The following is a 14,604-nucleotide window of genomic DNA, read 5'->3' on the forward strand; positions in this document are numbered from 1 at the left end:
TGTCCCAAAAGACCCGGCTGATGTCCATTGCGGCGGACGCGTTCCGCGGGCACGGCTTCTGCCGCTGGAGTCGCCGCCTCCATTCTCATCAGCCAACTGCTCTGAGAAAACGTATTCCCCCATCAAAAAAACAGCCGGAGAGAAAGCCTTTCTCTCCGGCTGTTTTATTTTAGAGACTTATGGGACAGCCCCTTTTTAAGCTTGTTTAGCGACTAAGCTTGTTAAGGTATCGATAAAGAATTGGTTTTCTTCCTGCGTTCCAACAGAAACCCTTACGTAATCAGGCAGTCCCCAAATTTTTCCGTGGCGGACAATAACACCTTTCGCCATCAGCTCTTTGTAGAGTTTTTCACCGTTTTCACCGATTTGCACCAATACAAAGTTGGCCATGCTTTCGATATACGGCAATCCTAATTCATTGAAGGCTTTGTACAATTGTTCACGGCCAGCTTTATTGGCATTCTGTGAAGTCGTTACATGTTCCGTGTCTTCAATGGCAGCAGTTGCTGCAATTTGAGCCAATGTGTTGACGTTAAACGGCTCTTTCACTTTTAAAATCGACTGGATGATGGATTCGGAAGCAATCCCGAATCCGACACGCACTCCGGCAATGCCATAAATTTTCGAGAAAGTTTGCAGGGTCAGCACCGGGTAGCCCGCATTTATGTATTCGATGCCGTTCGTGTAATCTACAGCATCTGCAAAATGGCTGTAAGCCGCATCAATGACCACTAATACATCATCAATCGCTTCCACCAATTTATCCAGATCTGCTTTGGACATATACGTGCCTGTCGGGTTATTCGGTGTGCAAACATAGATGATTTTGGTCTTATCCGTCACAGCTGCAATCATTGCATCCACATCGAACTCGAAGCCTTTCGAAAATTCCACCGGCATCACGGTTGCACCCATAATGTGTGCCCCAAAATCGTATTCGCTGAAAGATGGCGAAGGAACGATCACTTCATCGCCTGCTTCAAGAAATGCTTCCGAAATCAAGGTGATCAATTCGTCTGCTCCATTTGTCGGGATGACTTGCTGAGGATTTACTTGGAACTCCTTGGCAATAGCCTTTTTCAAATCGCTGGCATCCGCATCAGGATAGCGATTCAATTCCGCCAATCCCTGTTGGATGGCAGCTACTGCTTTTGGAGAAGGGCCGAGCGGATTTTCATTGGAAGCCAATTTAATGACACGATCCAATCCTAATTCTTTCTGTACTTCCCAAATAGGCTTTCCAGGCGAGTACGGCTGGATTTTGTCTAAAGTTTTACGTGCTTTAATAGTAGTTGATTTGGTCATCGGGGATTCCTCCAAAAGATGTAAGTTATGCATCATTATTTATATATTCCCATAATTATACCACCATCCACTTTCATATCAACCGAACAAACTATCCAGATGTCCAAATCTGGCCACTTTTCGGTTCACTTTAAAGTAGCTAGCGGGTTTTAAGTACATGATTTTTCATTGCAGCTATTATAACGCATCGCTGGGATGGCAGCTGCTCTTCTCCATTATACAGAATTGCGGAATTATTTAAACACCGCTAACTAACTATTTGTGCCATATAATGAAATATGGTTTACTGATACACAGAATACGTTGAAAAAGGAGACTTAACATGCTCAAGAAAATGAAATTCGCATTCGCTCCCGTTCTTTTATTGCTGATATTGGGCGCCTGTTCTGATAAAGAAGAAACTGCACCGGAAGAAAACAAAAATCCGGAAACGGCTGATGAGGCTCCAGGAGAATCTCCCATAGAATATCCAGCTAAAGAAGAAGTTGTGGTTGTTGTCGACGGAGAAGAAATCCTGGGAAAAGTCTATAACAGTGTGGCGCGCCAGCTGGAAACTTCATTGGCAACCCAAGGGCACGGGACATCGGGCGAAACAGCCGAGCTTGTAAAAGAGCAGGCACTGGCTGTATTGGTGGGCAATAAAGTGATCTTGCAGGATGCTGCAGAAAAAGGGTATAAAGCTGATGAAAAAGTAGTTGAAGAACGCTTGGAAGACCTTAAAGGCCAGTTTGAATCGGAAGAAGCGATGGGTGATGCTTTGAAGCAAACAGGATTCACATTGGACGATATGGAAGGCCAGCTTCGCGAACAATTACTGTATGAACAATATATTGCAAAAGAAGTAGAAGCAGCTGAAGTTACTGACGAGGAGGTAAGAGAAGCTTATGACGGCTTTGTCGAGACCTCTGAACAAGAAGCTCCTGCTTTTAAAGAAATGGAAGCGACAATCCGCCAGTCCCTGAAAGAGCAAAAAACTCAGGAAGCGGTATTCAGCCGCATTGAAGAATTGAAAGAAACTGCTGAAGTTGAAGTTAAAATCTAATCAAAAACATCCCACTCAAAATTGAGTGGGATGTTTTTTCGTCATGCCAGTTTTTCTGAACAATAAGCGAGGATTTCTTCCTCTTCCTCGTCTTCAAGTCCGAACTCCAATGCACTTCTTGTCTGTTTATCGATAAAATTATAATGTGCTATGCGGGCTCCGGTTTCTTCTGCAGCAATAATGACGCGCAGTTCCAAACCGCCTTCCGTATATAGTTCATCATCTTCATCCACTTCAACATTCAACGAAAATTCGTAGCGGTCACCCACCATAATTCCTGTAGGATCATTAATTTTGTGAAATACGTAATCTGTAATTTGCATTGTAACACCTCCGTTCTTCTATTCTAGCTTGTCTGGTCCCTTTTGGACAGTTCAATGACGAAAAAACGTTTAATGTACTCCAATAAGGGAACTTTAAAAGAGTCGAGACAATTAAAGGAGTGGATATCGAATGAACGTACTAGTAATCGGAGCAAACGGTCAAGTCGGCCGCAACATTGTCAAAGAATTAGCCGAGTCAAACCACGAAGCGACTGCTATGGTCCGTAAAGAAGAACAAATAGATAAATTGAAGGAACTTGGTGCGTCCAAGGTAGTGCTGGGAGATTTGGAAAAAGACTTCAGCGATGCCTTCGAAGGCGTGGATGCTGTCATTTTCGCGGCAGGATCCGGCCCATCAACAGGAGCTGACAAAACCTTGACCATCGATTTATGGGGTTCCGTCAAAGCAGCTCAATATGCACAGGACAAAGGCGTCAAACGTTTTGTCCAGTTGGGGTCCATGGGTTCGAACGATCCTGACGCCGGCGGTGAATCGATGAAACCATATCTTGTCGCAAAACGCACAGCGGATGAGCTTCTGCAGACAACCAACTTGGATTATACGATCGTCCGTCCCGGAGCGCTGTCAGATGAAGAAAAGTCCGAGAAGATCGAAGTGTCTCTTGAAGGCTTTTCTTCTATGGAAGGAAGATCGATTCCACGAGCAGATGTCGCCCATGTATTGGTCGATGTCCTAGATCGCCGCAACACCTACAACAAAGTATTTGAAGTGCTGCAAGGCGATCAGTCTGCAAGCGACCAATTAAACACTATTTAAAGAAAGACCCGAATGGCAGATAAAAAAGAGCGGATGGATTTCCGCTCTTTTTTGTGTTAAAATAGGCAATACGATAATAGAGGACGTGATAAGCATGATTAATATCCAACCACCAAAAGCTGATGTGACGATTACACAGCGCAAACAGGAAATTACAGGAGACGAAGCCGTCATCAAACCGCTATACGGCTTTATCGATCTGCACGAGATTCCACGTGATAAAGGCGGCATCATCCAATTTTTCAATCATAGCGGAGAATTGTTGTTTGTCGGAAAAGCCCGCAAACTTCGCCAACGCGTGAAAAAACATTTTGAAGATTCGGTATCACCATTGAAAAATCACCGTGAAGAAGTATACCGCATCACCATTTCGATCGTTGAAGATCCAATGGAACGCGATATCTACGAAACGTATTTGATCAACACTGAAAAAGCCAAATACAATGTAGACAAAGTATTTTATCAAGAACAATAAGGAAAACGGAGGCCCTTGGGCTTCCGTTTTTTTCTTTGCATACTGTTAGGCAGTTGGTTCCACCAGCCATTTTTCGAAAAAATAGTGGCTATGGCCTTCGGGGAAATCGTTGACTGCCCCAAATTCCGTGAAGCCCTGTTTTCTATAAAACTCCGGAGCTTGAAAGCTCAATGTATCAACAATCATCAAGCGATGCCCTTTGCTTCGCGCATAATCCTCCGCTTTAGCCATCAGCTGTGCGGCGATTCGCTGCCCTCTTACTTCCGGGTCCACCCAAAGGAAATCGATATGCAGATGGCGCCAAAAGCCGGTAGCCGTCAATCCACCAATGATTTCTTCTGACTCATCGCGAACGATAAAGCTTATTTGTTCGAATGGAAAAGTTTTTTCCTTTGGCAGACTTGCATTATTGTGTTCAATGACTTTTTTTCGGATAAAGTCACGATCTTCGGCCACTTCTTGTTGAATGATTTTCATCACTTGATCCCCTTCCTCTCCTCACCACTTTTATTTTCTCACGATTTTGCCTAACGCTAAAGCAAAAATGTTTTGATTTTCCAGTAAACAGGAATACAGATTAACAACTATGTTTTTTGGAGGAGCCAATATGTCATCATCTATAATCGAAAATTCATCTGCACAATGCCAAAGTGAATACGATCCGCTCCGGCACGTCCTGCTTTGTCCGCCGCGCTATATGGAAATAAAAGATGTCATCAATGATGTCCAAAAACGTTACAAGGACGAAAACATCAACGTGGATAAAGCACTCCATCAGCATAATGCATTTATTCAGGCATTAAAGGATCAAGGCATTCACACGGATTTGATCGAGCCTTCCGAAAAGTATCCTGAACAGGTATTTACACGGGATATCGGATTCACTTTGGGCTCTGCCGTCTTTATCAGTGAAATGGCTTCTGAAATCCGCCAAGGAGAAGAACAGGAACTCCAGAAATGGATGGAAGCACATGAAATCAGCTTCAAGCAATTGGCGGGCCACCGCATTGAAGGCGGCGATGTCATCATCGACCGGGATACTGTGTTTGTGGGCGTCAGCAGCCGGACTTCCAAAAAAGCCATCCGCGACCTGCAGCTAGAGTTGCCGGACTTCGAAGTCATTCCTATTTCTTTCAACGAGAAGTACCTGCACCTTGATTGCGTATTCAATGTTTTGTCGCCGACAGAAGCTCTAATTTTCCCGGAGGCACTCGATATGGCTACGGTCCAGATGCTCGCTGAACGTTATACGTTGATTCGGGTCAACGAACAAGAGCAATTTGCGCTTGGCACCAATGTATTGTCCATCGGTGACCGCAAAGTCTTCAGCCAACCACAGAACCACCAGGTCAACAAACAATTGACGGCACGCGGATTTCATGTGATTGAAGTTGATTTTTCTGAAATCATCAAATCAGGCGGTGCGTTCCGCTGCTGCACAATGCCATTGATCCGCTTATAAATGTGGCTCATGAAGACATAACAGAACCCCCAAGCTGCAGCGCTTGGGGGTTTTTGTATGCTATCGGTTACTGGTTGCTTTTTGGCGTACCTGCGCAACAAATTCCTTCATCAATTCCACACCATCCGGGGTGCCGATGGACTCGGGATGGAATTGGATCCCAAATACCGGGTAATCCCGATGCTTGACGGCCATGATTGTGTCGTCATCAAGTGCGCGTGATTGGACCTCCAGGCAACCTGCCAAACTTTCCTTTTCCAATACAAGCGAATGATAGCGCATGACCGGCAAGGGCAACGGCATGGATCTGAACAATTCCTGCTGGTTGTGTGAAACTTGTGAGACTTTGCCATGGCGGATAAAAGGCGCCTGAACAACCTTTCCGCCAAACGCCGCTCCAATCAGCTGCTGGCCCAAACAAATACCCAGAATCGGGAGTGAGCGATGCAACTGCTGAATCAATTCGATTGATTCCGGCAATTCCAGCGGATGGCCCGGCCCCGGCGATAAGATGATGGCTTCCGGATTTTTTGCTTTGATTTCATCAAGTGTCAAAACACCATAGCGCACTACTTCGACTTCCACTCCCATGGCAGCCACAGCTTGATAAATATTATAAGTAAATGAATCGTAGTGATCGATGAGGAGAATCATCCGAACACCTCCGTCAGTGAACGCGCTTTATGGAGCGTTTCCTCGTATTCAGCCTGCGGATCCGAATCAAAGACGATGCCCGCTCCCGCTTGGACATGGACCATATTATCCTTGACCACGAAAGTGCGGATCGCCAATGCGACATCTAAATTTCCATTAAAGCCAAAATAGCCAATTGCTCCTCCATAGACCCCTCTGCGCTCTTCTTCAAATTCCTGAATCAATTGCATCGCCCGCACTTTGGGAGCTCCTGAGACTGTCCCAGCCGGCAAACAGGATACCAAGGCATCGAGCGGATGCATTTTTCTGTCAAGTTCACCTGTCACTTCTGAAACCAGGTGCATAACATGCTGGTATTTCTCGATAACCATGTACTTCGGCACTTCCACAGATCCAATTTGCGCGACCCGGCCCACATCGTTTCGGCTGAGGTCCACCAGCATTTTATGTTCCGCCTGTTCTTTCTCATCGCCAGCCAGTTCCTCAGCCAAGCGGGCATCTTCAACTGCCGTTTTTCCGCGCTTACGGGTTCCGGCAATCGGGTTGGTCACCATATGGCTGCCCCGGATCGTCAATAGGCTCTCAGGCGAAGCTCCCACTATGGCGTAGCCGTCGAAATCAATGAAGAATTGATAAGGAGATGGATTTTGCTTACGCAATGTACGGTACAGCGTAAAGGCATCGCCTTTATAGCTCGCTGACAATCGCTGTGACAAGACCAGCTGAAAAACATCGCCTTTGCGGATATGGTCTTTTGCCAGTTCCACTTGTTCTCGGAACTGGGCGTCTGTGGTTCCGGAATTGAATTGCAGGGATTGCTGGTCGGTTGATGCCGATTGTTCCGGCACCGACAATTGCTGTTCAATTTCATCCAGCTTGTCTTCAAACGATAAAATGGTCACATCGTTTTTTACATGATCGAATACCACAATGGTTTCATAGACCTGCAAGTGGATATCCGGCATTTGCAGGCTGTCTTCTTTCGGCGCCTGGATCGGTTCGTATACCTGAATGGCATCATAGCCAATATAGCCGAGAGCCCCACCGGTAAATGGCAGCCCCTCCACTTCCGCTTCATAGCGGGGCATGAGTCCTTTGATCAGCTCAAGTGGCTTTCCTTGGTGCATGGTTTCGGCACCTGTGTGAAAATCGATTTCCCTCAAAGTTTGGCCGTGGCCAATATAGCCGGTTGAAGGATCTGCTCCAATAAAGGAATAACGTCCTGTAACACTGGTCTTCAATGAACTTTCCAGCAGGCATTTGCGTTCTCCTGCCAATCGGTTAAACACCGCAATCGGCGTCAAAGAATCTCCATTGATCTTTCTCTTCTTCATCTTTTTACTCATCTCGGCTCGTCTCCTTTTCTGAAAAGCGCAGGCAATCTTCTAGACTGCGAGATTGCCCTGCTTACACTTTTAATGCGCTTACCTTAATTGAAAACAAAAAAGCCCTCTGCAGGAACAGAATTGTTCCTTGCAGAGGACGGATTGACCGCGGTACCACCTCATGTTAAAGCTGACACAGCTTTCACTTGAACCCCGATAACGTGGGGAAGACGGATTCTTCTACTGCTTGTTCAAAGAATCACTCATAAGCCCATTCACTCAGATACCCCGCCAGTTTCCACCTGCCACTGGCTCTCTTTGAGAGGTTGATCTGCGCTACTTTTCTTATTCATCGATTTAGCTCTGCTATACTCTGCTCAACTGGAATTCGGCGGAGTCGCTCCCGACGCCTTCAACCGCAATCCGTACAAAAAAGGTTGTGCCTATCTTATGCAATCCAGCCGGTTTTGTCAACTAAAAACAGCCCTTAATTAGATAATTCTGTATTTACAGGATAGATTGGGGTATAAATGAAGTAAGCATTTTAACTTTCACAATAGAGGGAGGAGAACGGACGATGAAAAAGTATGCATTGTTGTCATCAGGAGTTTTATCTTTAAGTTTGTTGCTTGCAGGATGTGCAGGTGAAAGCACCAGCGATACCAGCAATGAAAGTGGCGAAGACAGCACCCAGATCAGCTTTATCCATTGGAGAGGCGAAGATAAAGCAGTATTGGATGATATCATTGCCCAGTTCGAAGACGAAAACCCTAATATTACTGTAGAGATGACGATTTATCCATCCGAGCAATATCAGGCTACGGGACAGCGCCTATTACAGGACGGCTCAACAGGTGACGTCTTCACCTCTTTCCCTGGCGCTCAATTTGAAGCTATTGCCAGTGCAGGGTTATTCGAAGATTTAAGCGATGAGGAGTTCGTCTCCAATTTCGATGAAGAACTGATCAGCGTTGGACAAAAAGACGGCACCCAATTCGCCCTTCCTTATCAGCTGGTTTTCAATATGCCGGTTTACAATAAAGGCATGTTTGAAGAGCTTGGCTTGGAAGTGCCGAAAAGCTGGACTGAATTCCAGGAAATGGCCGACACTCTTTTGGAAAACGACATCACACCTATCGCGTTTCCCGGAGCAGATATTGGCCCCAACCAATTTATGAACAGCATGATGATGAATAATGCACCGGATGAAGATATTTTTGAAAAGCTTCAAAACGGTGAAGAATCCCTGACCAACGAATGGTGGGTCAAGACTTTAGAAGATTTCCAGCTGCTTGAGCAAAAAGGCTATATTCAAGCGGACGCACTTGGTACCAGCCAGGATTCGGCGATGGCCATGGTCGCCAATGAAGAAGCCGCTATGCTCGCTACAGGTTCTTATCACATGTCGGCCTTGCTTGGGTTGAACCCGGACCTTCAGCTCGACTTGATGGCGCCAATCACTGTGGAAGAAAGCGAAGCCGTGTATGAAGGCATCAATACAGCAACTTTCATGTTGGCAGTCAACAGCAAATCGGAGAAAAAAGAACAGGCAAAAGAGTTTATCAATTTTTTAAGCCAGCCTGAAATTGCTTCCCAATATGCCAATGAAACCGGCCAGCATCTGACAGTCAACGATGTTGAATACGAATCTGAAGTATTGAAAAACACTGCATATTGGATTGATGAACGAAAAACCCGATTCCAGCCGCGCTTCTTGATCACCAATGCCCAAATCGAAGCGGCTGTCCTCAGCTCGATCGAAAATGTTCTGGGTGGAGCAGACCCGATGACGGCTGCTGAAGAAGCACAACAACTCGTAGACGAAAACAGGGAATAACGGGATGAAAATTTCTAAATCCATCTACTTATTCTTTCTGCCCGGGCTTTTCCTATATGCAGTTTTCTTTGTTTATCCGACAGTCAGCGCCTTGTTCTATTCGTTTACGGATTGGGACGGCCTAAGCTCGAGCTTCCAATTTGTCGGAATCGATAATTACGAGCGCGCCTTTACAGGAGATACCATTTTCCGGAAAACCATCGGAAACAACCTGAAATTCATGCTCGTGGTTGTTGTCTTCCAGACGCTCGTTGCACTGGCATTCGCCTTGATTGTCCTAAAAAATAACAAGACTACGGTTTTCTTGCGTGCCCTGTATTTCTTTCCGACCATCCTGTCGTCCGTTTCAGTAGCCTTTATCTGGTCGTTCATCTACGACCCCTCCCTTGGCATCCTGAATCAGACGCTGGAGCTCGTCGGCCTTGATTTCCTAGCACAAAACTGGCTCGGCAACTCAAATATCGCCATCTATTCCTTGGCAGTTACGCAAATTTGGTTCCACGCCGGGCAAATGCTCATCATTTTCGTGGCAGGATTGCAGGCGATTCCGGACGAACTTTACGAAGTGGCAAAAATCGAAGGCGCCACCAAATGGCAGACTTTCCGCAAAGTCACTTGGCCGTTGCTGGCTCCTTCTGCAACGATTGTTGTGGCCTACACCACCATCCAATCGTTCAAAGCATTCGACCTGGTTTTTGCGATGACCGGAGGCGGCCCTAATAATTCAACTGAAATTGTGGCTACTTACATTTTCGATATCGCCTTCAGAAGTTACCAATTCGGCTACGCTAGTGCGATCTCGGTCATCTTCATGATCATCATCGCCATCATTACGTTCCTGCAATTTAAAGCATTGCGTTCTGATAGGATTTCTTACTAGAAAAGCGAAGGCAGCCGTCAGTAGAAGCTAACCTAAGAATGCGACTTCCTGTCGCAACGGTTAGCTGACCCGCATCCTGGGGGCCTCCGACAAGCGCTGGAAGTCTTACCGGTAATGGCGTTCTTTGCCATTGCTGGTAAGACTGAAGCGACTCGAGGGGCTGGCTGCCGGAGTCTGGACATAGAAAAGCGGAAGCGCCCGTGTAGCTCTGACGGACATAAGACAGACCAGCGAAATGGCATGTTTTCAGCCGCACAAACAGAGTGGCTTATGGCCCGAGAAACTTTTTCTAAATTCTGCGTAAATGTTTTATCTTCTAAGCTTTAAGAAAGGAGGACAACAGCTTGTTCTTCCGTAGATTTTCTTTACTCATCTATGCGCTGCTGATTCTGGTTCCTTTGCTGATCGTCGTTTTGACTTCTTTGAAGACGATTCAGGAAACTTTTAGAAATCCACTTGGGTTGCCCGAGTCCGGCCTTCAGTTTGAGAATTATGCAGCGATTTTCCAGGAACAGACGATGGCCGGCTATTTTATGAACAGCACAATCGTCACCTTGTTTTCGGTGTCTTTGACGCTGTTCTTTGCTTCGATGATTGCCTATGGCATCACCCGCCTCAATAATTGGCTCGGCAATTTTTTGTTCATTTTGTTCACACTCGGCATGATGGTACCGGCACAAGTGAGTATGATTCCGCTCTATTCGCTGATGCTTGATCTCAGCCTGACCAATAGTTTGCTGGGGCTCATTCTCGTCAATATCGCTACCACGTTGCCGATTGCAGTCTTTATTCTGACTGGATTCATGAAGACCTTGCCAAGGGAATTATTTGAAGCTTCTACCATAGACGGTGCCGGCAACTGGAAAATCTACACCAAAGTGGCGATTCCGTTGTCGCTGCCTTCCTTATCAGCTACAGCCATTTTCCTGTTTGTGATGCACTGGAACGACTTGCTCTATCCGTTGCTGTTCATCACCGATAACGCCTACAAGACCCTGCCGCTTGCTTTGCTGGAGTTCCAGGGCGAATACTCAACCAACTACCCGATGCTCTTTACAGGCGTCATTATCGCTTCAGCACCGATGGTCATCGCTTATGTCTTCTTGCAGCGTTATTTCGTTGCCGGTATGACGGCAGGCGCTGTCAAAGGCTGACAAAAAGGACGACACTGCTCTTAAATGAGCGGGGTCGTCCTTTTCGTTACCAAAACATCGGCTTGCCGACCATGAACCAGAGCATTAATAATAACAATAAAATATAAATCCACAACGAGCGGTTTAATTTTTTAACCAGCAACGTGTGATCTGCACCTCCGCCGAATTGGCGAAGAATCGGTGTAAAGGCACGGGCTAGGAAAAAGATCGATGCGACCATAACCACCAGCGTGCACACAATCCATGAAGTCGACCACTGCCACGGCCCTTGCCAAATCAGCAGGATGCCTGTAGCAACGAGCACGTGTCCGGCATGTTTTACAAGCCGTGTAGCTGACTTAAACGTAATGATATGCGCGTCTAATACGTTGCCGCTTGCCGCCTCCATTCGTTTCACTAAAGGAAGCAAAACAAAAAATGGGCCGATCGACAAAACGGCACTTAAAATATGGGCATAGAGAACGAATGTGTACATGGGATACTTACTCTTCTACCAAATGGAACTCATGAACCCAAACTGTCATCTCCGGAAGCCAGGGCATTCCGGGATGGAAAGACAAGATGGATTGCTTGTATTCTTCGACCGTCGCATAGCCTTCCCGGATGATCATTTCATCTGTCAATTCGCCAAGCGTTTGCTGATATACGTCATCCACCATAATCTTTTTATCATTCAATACCGTAGTCTCACCGATATCGGCATAACGGCCATTTCGGCGAGTAGCAGACTTCGTACCTGACAAGACTTTTTCTACATCCCGTTTGTTCGTTACCAGCTTTTCGATCGTGCAGGTTTTTGGCGGCAATTGCTGTGCATTTTCTTTTGTCATTCTTCTTCCACCTCTCAATGTTCCTTTTCTAAGTATAACGCTTTTTTTCTTTTATACTTACACCATAAAAAAATCGCCCTGTTTTTTCAGGGCGATGCTGGAAATTATTTTGCAAAAACATGTTTTCCGATTTTGGTGATGGTTGTACGCGAGAAAATCCACGTGTCCGTAACACCGCTCGGATTGTAATAATAAGTGGCTCCAAGTGAAGGATCCCAGCCCTTAACAGCCGCTTTTACTGCCTGGTAAGCTGTCGAGTTCGGTTTTAATCCATACTGTCCGTCGTTTACGGCAGTGAATGCATTACGCTGAAAAATCACATTGTATGTACTGTTGGGAAATAACGAAGAATCGATGCGGTTCAATATAACAGCCGCTACCGCAACTTGTCCTGTGTAATTTTCACCGCGCGCTTCTCCGTGTACAACACGCGCCATCATATCAACATCTGAAAGTTTCGCCCGTGTTAATGATCCAGTAAATCCTGTAGCCGGAACATTGAAATCACGCTGAAACTGAATAACTGCATTTTTAGTTATCGATCCATAATAACCTGTTGGAGTTGTCTGGAAGTAGCCTAACTTTTTCAAGGTGGACTGGAGTTCTGTTACGTCCTGTCCGGAAACTCCTTCATGCAGGTCTGGAGAATGTGCTTCTACCGAGGTTTGAGAAAAACCTAAGAATAAAATCGTGAATAAGGCGAATATTGCTACTTTTAACTTCTTCATGCTTTCTCTCCCTTCTATTCCAGGAATCAACAAATGATTCCTTTTAATAGTATATAATTGGAATAGTAAGAATTCAATCCCTCGTAACTACTTGTTATTTAGTGAAAGAATAGCCAAAAGTAGTAGTTTATTGTTGTTTGATAAAAAAAGAGGCATTATCTTTTCTAAATATTAGGTATTTACACATAAAAAAATGAAACTAAAAAAGGCTGCTCGCTGCAGCCCTTTCAACCATGCTCATGCTCTTTCATAATGCAATTGGGCAAACTGGCCATACATTTTTACTTCTTTTAATAGTAAACGGAGTTCAAAATCGAATGTTTGAAATAAAGGAATGCCTTTTCCAATCAATACAGGAGCAATTGAAATAATCCATTCGTCAATCAAATCCTCTTTTATGAATTCATGGAGCAGCTTGCTGCCTCCAATTACCCATATATCTTTTCCAGGTTTTTTTCTAAGGTCCTCCAAAAAGCTTGGGATCTCTTGGTTTGTAAATATCACGTTTGAATTTTCTTGAGGAGTTGAAGAAGTAAAGACATAGCTGGTTAATTCCTGATAAGGATAGTTGCCGTTTTCAGCTTCCATTACCCAATCATAAGTTCGGCGCCCCATAATGACCGTATCGATGTTTTCCATGAACTCAGCGTATCCAGCATCTCCGCCACCCTCCACTTCCGATTTAAACAGCCACTCGAGAGAATCATCTTCTGTCGCGATATAGCCATCAAGGCTTTCAGCGATGTAACAAACGACTTTCCTTTTGTTCTCCATACCCCTCTTCCTCCTTAAGTTTTAGATTTTATAAAGCTCTATCAAAAAATGGCCCCAGCACTTGCATTGGGGCCACACGGTTATTTACTTTCCAATTCTGCCAGCTCTTTATGCGTTTGAGGAAATCCATTCGCCTGCCATTCAGAGCGAGAGGCAGAATCCAATTGGGTCAATCCGATTTCTGCATCATCCGTGTCGGCATTGACGCTTTCTTCAGTGTCTACCGTTGCACTGTTTCTCATATCGTTATCTTCGTAAACCCAGATCTTTTTAGATTTGTTCTTTTTGTAGACAGTCATTAAAAGAAAACTACTGGCCATAGCTGCTCCAGTATAAAAAAACTTTTTTGTCGTACTTTTTTTCATGGTTATCCCTCCGTTTGTCTTCAGCATTTCGAATTCGGCTTATTGTATTCACTTCCCTATTTACTGAAATTTTAACCCTGGCTGGCTATCGGTTGGGTTTCGACGCGGGAGAGTTTATTTGGTAAAGTGAAAGAAAGAAATAGACTGGAGGCGTTCAGATGAAGAAAATCGTTATTGTGTCAGATACACATGTTCCATTCCGCGCCAAGAAGTTGCCGCAAAAACTGGTGGATGCTTGTCAGGAAGCTGACTTTATTATCCATGCAGGCGATTGGCAAACGATGGATGTTTATCACGAGCTGGCAGCCTATGCAGACATCGATGGCGTCACCGGCAATGTCGATCCATGGGATATTCTCGACAAGTTCGGCCGCAAAAAGATTTTCACTTTCGGCGATTTAAAAATCGGCGTCGTTCATGGCGACAGTGACCGCAAACCTACAGAGAAGCAGGCATTCGATACCTTCGCTAATGATGACGTCGATATCATCGTTTTCGGGCATTCGCATACACCGATCATGCGTGAAGTTGAAGGCATTACTTTGTTCAACCCAGGTTCTCCAACCGATAAGCGCAGACAAGAACAATATTCCTTTGGCTTGCTCGAAATCGGCGATTCCTGGGAATTGAAACATGTATTTTTTGACAAAGAAAGTTAACTTGCGCAACTTA

18 protein-coding genes and 1 other annotated feature are annotated in these 14,604 nt (G+C 45.2%); of the genes, 8 read left to right on the forward strand and 10 right to left on the reverse strand.

Annotation, left to right across the window (positions count from 1 at the left end; genetic code table 11):
- Window positions 1-195: 195 nt before the first annotated feature.
- Complete coding sequence (gene hisC, locus QMA04_RS13265; protein WP_290186335.1) at window positions 196-1,305, reverse strand: histidinol-phosphate transaminase; 1,110 nt, start codon at window positions 1,303-1,305, stop codon at window positions 196-198.
- A 322-nt stretch (window positions 1,306-1,627) separates the two neighbouring features.
- On the opposite strand from hisC, the gene QMA04_RS13270 reads away from it, so the two are divergent.
- The gene (locus QMA04_RS13270) at window positions 1,628-2,347 is read left to right on the forward strand and encodes a SurA N-terminal domain-containing protein (protein WP_191715219.1); all 720 of its coding nucleotides are present in this window, start codon (window positions 1,628-1,630) and stop codon (window positions 2,345-2,347) included.
- A gap of 41 nt (window positions 2,348-2,388) precedes the next feature.
- Here the strand turns inward: QMA04_RS13270 and QMA04_RS13275 are convergent, their stop codons facing one another.
- Window positions 2,389-2,670, reverse strand: coding sequence for a DUF6509 family protein (locus QMA04_RS13275; RefSeq protein ID WP_191715218.1), 282 nt, complete (start codon window positions 2,668-2,670; stop codon window positions 2,389-2,391).
- 130 nt (window positions 2,671-2,800) lie between these two features.
- Here QMA04_RS13275 and QMA04_RS13280 point away from each other — a divergent pair, with 130 nt between their 5' ends.
- Window positions 2,801-3,448, forward strand: a complete 648-nt coding sequence (locus QMA04_RS13280) for an SDR family oxidoreductase (protein ID WP_290186336.1) — start codon at window positions 2,801-2,803, stop codon at window positions 3,446-3,448.
- A gap of 94 nt (window positions 3,449-3,542) precedes the next feature.
- Window positions 3,543-3,923, forward strand: a complete 381-nt coding sequence (locus QMA04_RS13285; RefSeq protein WP_191715216.1) for a nucleotide excision repair endonuclease — start codon at window positions 3,543-3,545, stop codon at window positions 3,921-3,923.
- 45 nt (window positions 3,924-3,968) lie between these two features.
- Here the strand turns inward: QMA04_RS13285 and QMA04_RS13290 are convergent, their stop codons facing one another.
- Window positions 3,969-4,400 (reverse strand): GNAT family N-acetyltransferase, encoded by a 432-nt coding sequence (locus QMA04_RS13290; protein ID WP_290186337.1) that lies wholly within the window; start codon window positions 4,398-4,400, stop codon window positions 3,969-3,971.
- Between the two features lie 130 nt (window positions 4,401-4,530).
- Here QMA04_RS13290 and QMA04_RS13295 point away from each other — a divergent pair, with 130 nt between their 5' ends.
- Window positions 4,531-5,385, forward strand: a complete 855-nt coding sequence (locus tag QMA04_RS13295; RefSeq protein WP_191715214.1) for a dimethylarginine dimethylaminohydrolase family protein — start codon at window positions 4,531-4,533, stop codon at window positions 5,383-5,385.
- A gap of 60 nt (window positions 5,386-5,445) precedes the next feature.
- Here QMA04_RS13295 and QMA04_RS13300 read toward each other — a convergent pair whose 3' ends face one another.
- Both QMA04_RS13300 and trpE read right to left on the reverse strand, forming a co-directional pair.
- Window positions 5,446-6,039, reverse strand: coding sequence for an anthranilate synthase component II (locus tag QMA04_RS13300; protein ID WP_290186339.1), 594 nt, complete (start codon window positions 6,037-6,039; stop codon window positions 5,446-5,448).
- Window positions 6,036-7,385, reverse strand: a complete 1,350-nt coding sequence (gene trpE, locus QMA04_RS13305; protein ID WP_290186340.1) for an anthranilate synthase component I — start codon at window positions 7,383-7,385, stop codon at window positions 6,036-6,038. Before trpE ends, QMA04_RS13300 begins: the two co-directional genes overlap by 4 nt.
- Window positions 7,386-7,514: 129 nt before the next feature.
- Window positions 7,515-7,726: a binding site (T-box leader), on the reverse strand.
- Between the two features lie 215 nt (window positions 7,727-7,941).
- On the opposite strand from trpE, the gene QMA04_RS13310 reads away from it, so the two are divergent.
- The 3 genes from QMA04_RS13310 to QMA04_RS13320 all read left to right on the forward strand — a co-directional run bounded on the left by QMA04_RS13310 (window position 7,942) and on the right by QMA04_RS13320 (window position 11,235).
- The gene (locus tag QMA04_RS13310) at window positions 7,942-9,201 is read left to right on the forward strand and encodes an ABC transporter substrate-binding protein (protein WP_191715211.1); all 1,260 of its coding nucleotides are present in this window, start codon (window positions 7,942-7,944) and stop codon (window positions 9,199-9,201) included.
- A gap of 4 nt (window positions 9,202-9,205) precedes the next feature.
- On the forward strand, window positions 9,206-10,081 hold the full coding sequence (locus tag QMA04_RS13315; RefSeq protein ID WP_191715210.1) for a carbohydrate ABC transporter permease: 876 nt from the start codon (window positions 9,206-9,208) through the stop codon (window positions 10,079-10,081).
- A 344-nt stretch (window positions 10,082-10,425) separates the two neighbouring features.
- Entirely contained in the window at window positions 10,426-11,235 is an 810-nt protein-coding gene (locus QMA04_RS13320) for a carbohydrate ABC transporter permease (protein ID WP_191715209.1), read from the forward strand.
- A gap of 46 nt (window positions 11,236-11,281) precedes the next feature.
- Here the strand turns inward: QMA04_RS13320 and QMA04_RS13325 are convergent, their stop codons facing one another.
- The 5 genes from QMA04_RS13325 to QMA04_RS13345 form a co-directional block, all read right to left on the reverse strand.
- The gene (locus QMA04_RS13325) at window positions 11,282-11,710 is read right to left on the reverse strand and encodes a hypothetical protein (RefSeq protein WP_290186344.1); all 429 of its coding nucleotides are present in this window, start codon (window positions 11,708-11,710) and stop codon (window positions 11,282-11,284) included.
- 7 nt (window positions 11,711-11,717) lie between these two features.
- Complete coding sequence (locus QMA04_RS13330; RefSeq protein WP_191715207.1) at window positions 11,718-12,065, reverse strand: ASCH domain-containing protein; 348 nt, start codon at window positions 12,063-12,065, stop codon at window positions 11,718-11,720.
- 104 nt (window positions 12,066-12,169) lie between these two features.
- Complete coding sequence (locus tag QMA04_RS13335) at window positions 12,170-12,793, reverse strand: cell wall hydrolase (RefSeq protein ID WP_290186347.1); 624 nt, start codon at window positions 12,791-12,793, stop codon at window positions 12,170-12,172.
- A 237-nt stretch (window positions 12,794-13,030) separates the two neighbouring features.
- Entirely contained in the window at window positions 13,031-13,567 is a 537-nt protein-coding gene (locus QMA04_RS13340; RefSeq protein ID WP_191715205.1) for a dihydrofolate reductase family protein, read from the reverse strand.
- Window positions 13,568-13,647: 80 nt separating this feature from the next.
- Window positions 13,648-13,932, reverse strand: coding sequence for a hypothetical protein (locus tag QMA04_RS13345; protein ID WP_483313721.1), 285 nt, complete (start codon window positions 13,930-13,932; stop codon window positions 13,648-13,650).
- A gap of 158 nt (window positions 13,933-14,090) precedes the next feature.
- On the opposite strand from QMA04_RS13345, the gene QMA04_RS13350 reads away from it, so the two are divergent.
- A complete protein-coding gene (locus QMA04_RS13350) occupies window positions 14,091-14,591 on the forward strand; it encodes a metallophosphoesterase family protein (RefSeq protein ID WP_191715203.1) in 501 nt (166 codons plus the stop codon).
- Window positions 14,592-14,604 lie beyond the last annotated feature (13 nt).

The organism is Planococcus sp. APC 3900 (assembly GCF_030407735.1).
In the GTDB taxonomy this organism is placed as follows: domain Bacteria; phylum Bacillota; class Bacilli; order Bacillales_A; family Planococcaceae; genus Planococcus; species Planococcus notacanthi.

What these genes read in the sequence shown, in the direction of transcription:
- hisC (WP_290186335.1), bottom strand. Translation starts at nt 1,305, where the DNA reads ATGACCAAATCAACTACTATTAAAGCACGTAAAACTTTAGACAAAATC.
- QMA04_RS13270 (WP_191715219.1), top strand. Translation starts at nt 1,628, where the DNA reads ATGCTCAAGAAAATGAAATTCGCATTCGCTCCCGTTCTTTTATTGCTG.
- QMA04_RS13275 (WP_191715218.1), bottom strand. Translation starts at nt 2,670, where the DNA reads ATGCAAATTACAGATTACGTATTTCACAAAATTAATGATCCTACAGGA.
- QMA04_RS13280 (WP_290186336.1), top strand. Translation starts at nt 2,801, where the DNA reads ATGAACGTACTAGTAATCGGAGCAAACGGTCAAGTCGGCCGCAACATT.
- QMA04_RS13285 (WP_191715216.1), top strand. Translation starts at nt 3,543, where the DNA reads ATGATTAATATCCAACCACCAAAAGCTGATGTGACGATTACACAGCGC.
- QMA04_RS13290 (WP_290186337.1), bottom strand. Translation starts at nt 4,400, where the DNA reads ATGAAAATCATTCAACAAGAAGTGGCCGAAGATCGTGACTTTATCCGA.
- QMA04_RS13295 (WP_191715214.1), top strand. Translation starts at nt 4,531, where the DNA reads ATGTCATCATCTATAATCGAAAATTCATCTGCACAATGCCAAAGTGAA.
- QMA04_RS13300 (WP_290186339.1), bottom strand. Translation starts at nt 6,039, where the DNA reads ATGATTCTCCTCATCGATCACTACGATTCATTTACTTATAATATTTAT.
- trpE (WP_290186340.1), bottom strand. Translation starts at nt 7,385, where the DNA reads ATGAGTAAAAAGATGAAGAAGAGAAAGATCAATGGAGATTCTTTGACG.
- QMA04_RS13310 (WP_191715211.1), top strand. Translation starts at nt 7,942, where the DNA reads ATGAAAAAGTATGCATTGTTGTCATCAGGAGTTTTATCTTTAAGTTTG.
- QMA04_RS13315 (WP_191715210.1), top strand. Translation starts at nt 9,206, where the DNA reads ATGAAAATTTCTAAATCCATCTACTTATTCTTTCTGCCCGGGCTTTTC.
- QMA04_RS13325 (WP_290186344.1), bottom strand. Translation starts at nt 11,710, where the DNA reads ATGTACACATTCGTTCTCTATGCCCATATTTTAAGTGCCGTTTTGTCG.
- QMA04_RS13330 (WP_191715207.1), bottom strand. Translation starts at nt 12,065, where the DNA reads ATGACAAAAGAAAATGCACAGCAATTGCCGCCAAAAACCTGCACGATC.
- QMA04_RS13335 (WP_290186347.1), bottom strand. Translation starts at nt 12,793, where the DNA reads ATGAAGAAGTTAAAAGTAGCAATATTCGCCTTATTCACGATTTTATTC.
- QMA04_RS13340 (WP_191715205.1), bottom strand. Translation starts at nt 13,567, where the DNA reads ATGGAGAACAAAAGGAAAGTCGTTTGTTACATCGCTGAAAGCCTTGAT.
- QMA04_RS13345 (WP_483313721.1), bottom strand. Translation starts at nt 13,932, where the DNA reads ATGAAAAAAAGTACGACAAAAAAGTTTTTTTATACTGGAGCAGCTATG.
- QMA04_RS13350 (WP_191715203.1), top strand. Translation starts at nt 14,091, where the DNA reads ATGAAGAAAATCGTTATTGTGTCAGATACACATGTTCCATTCCGCGCC.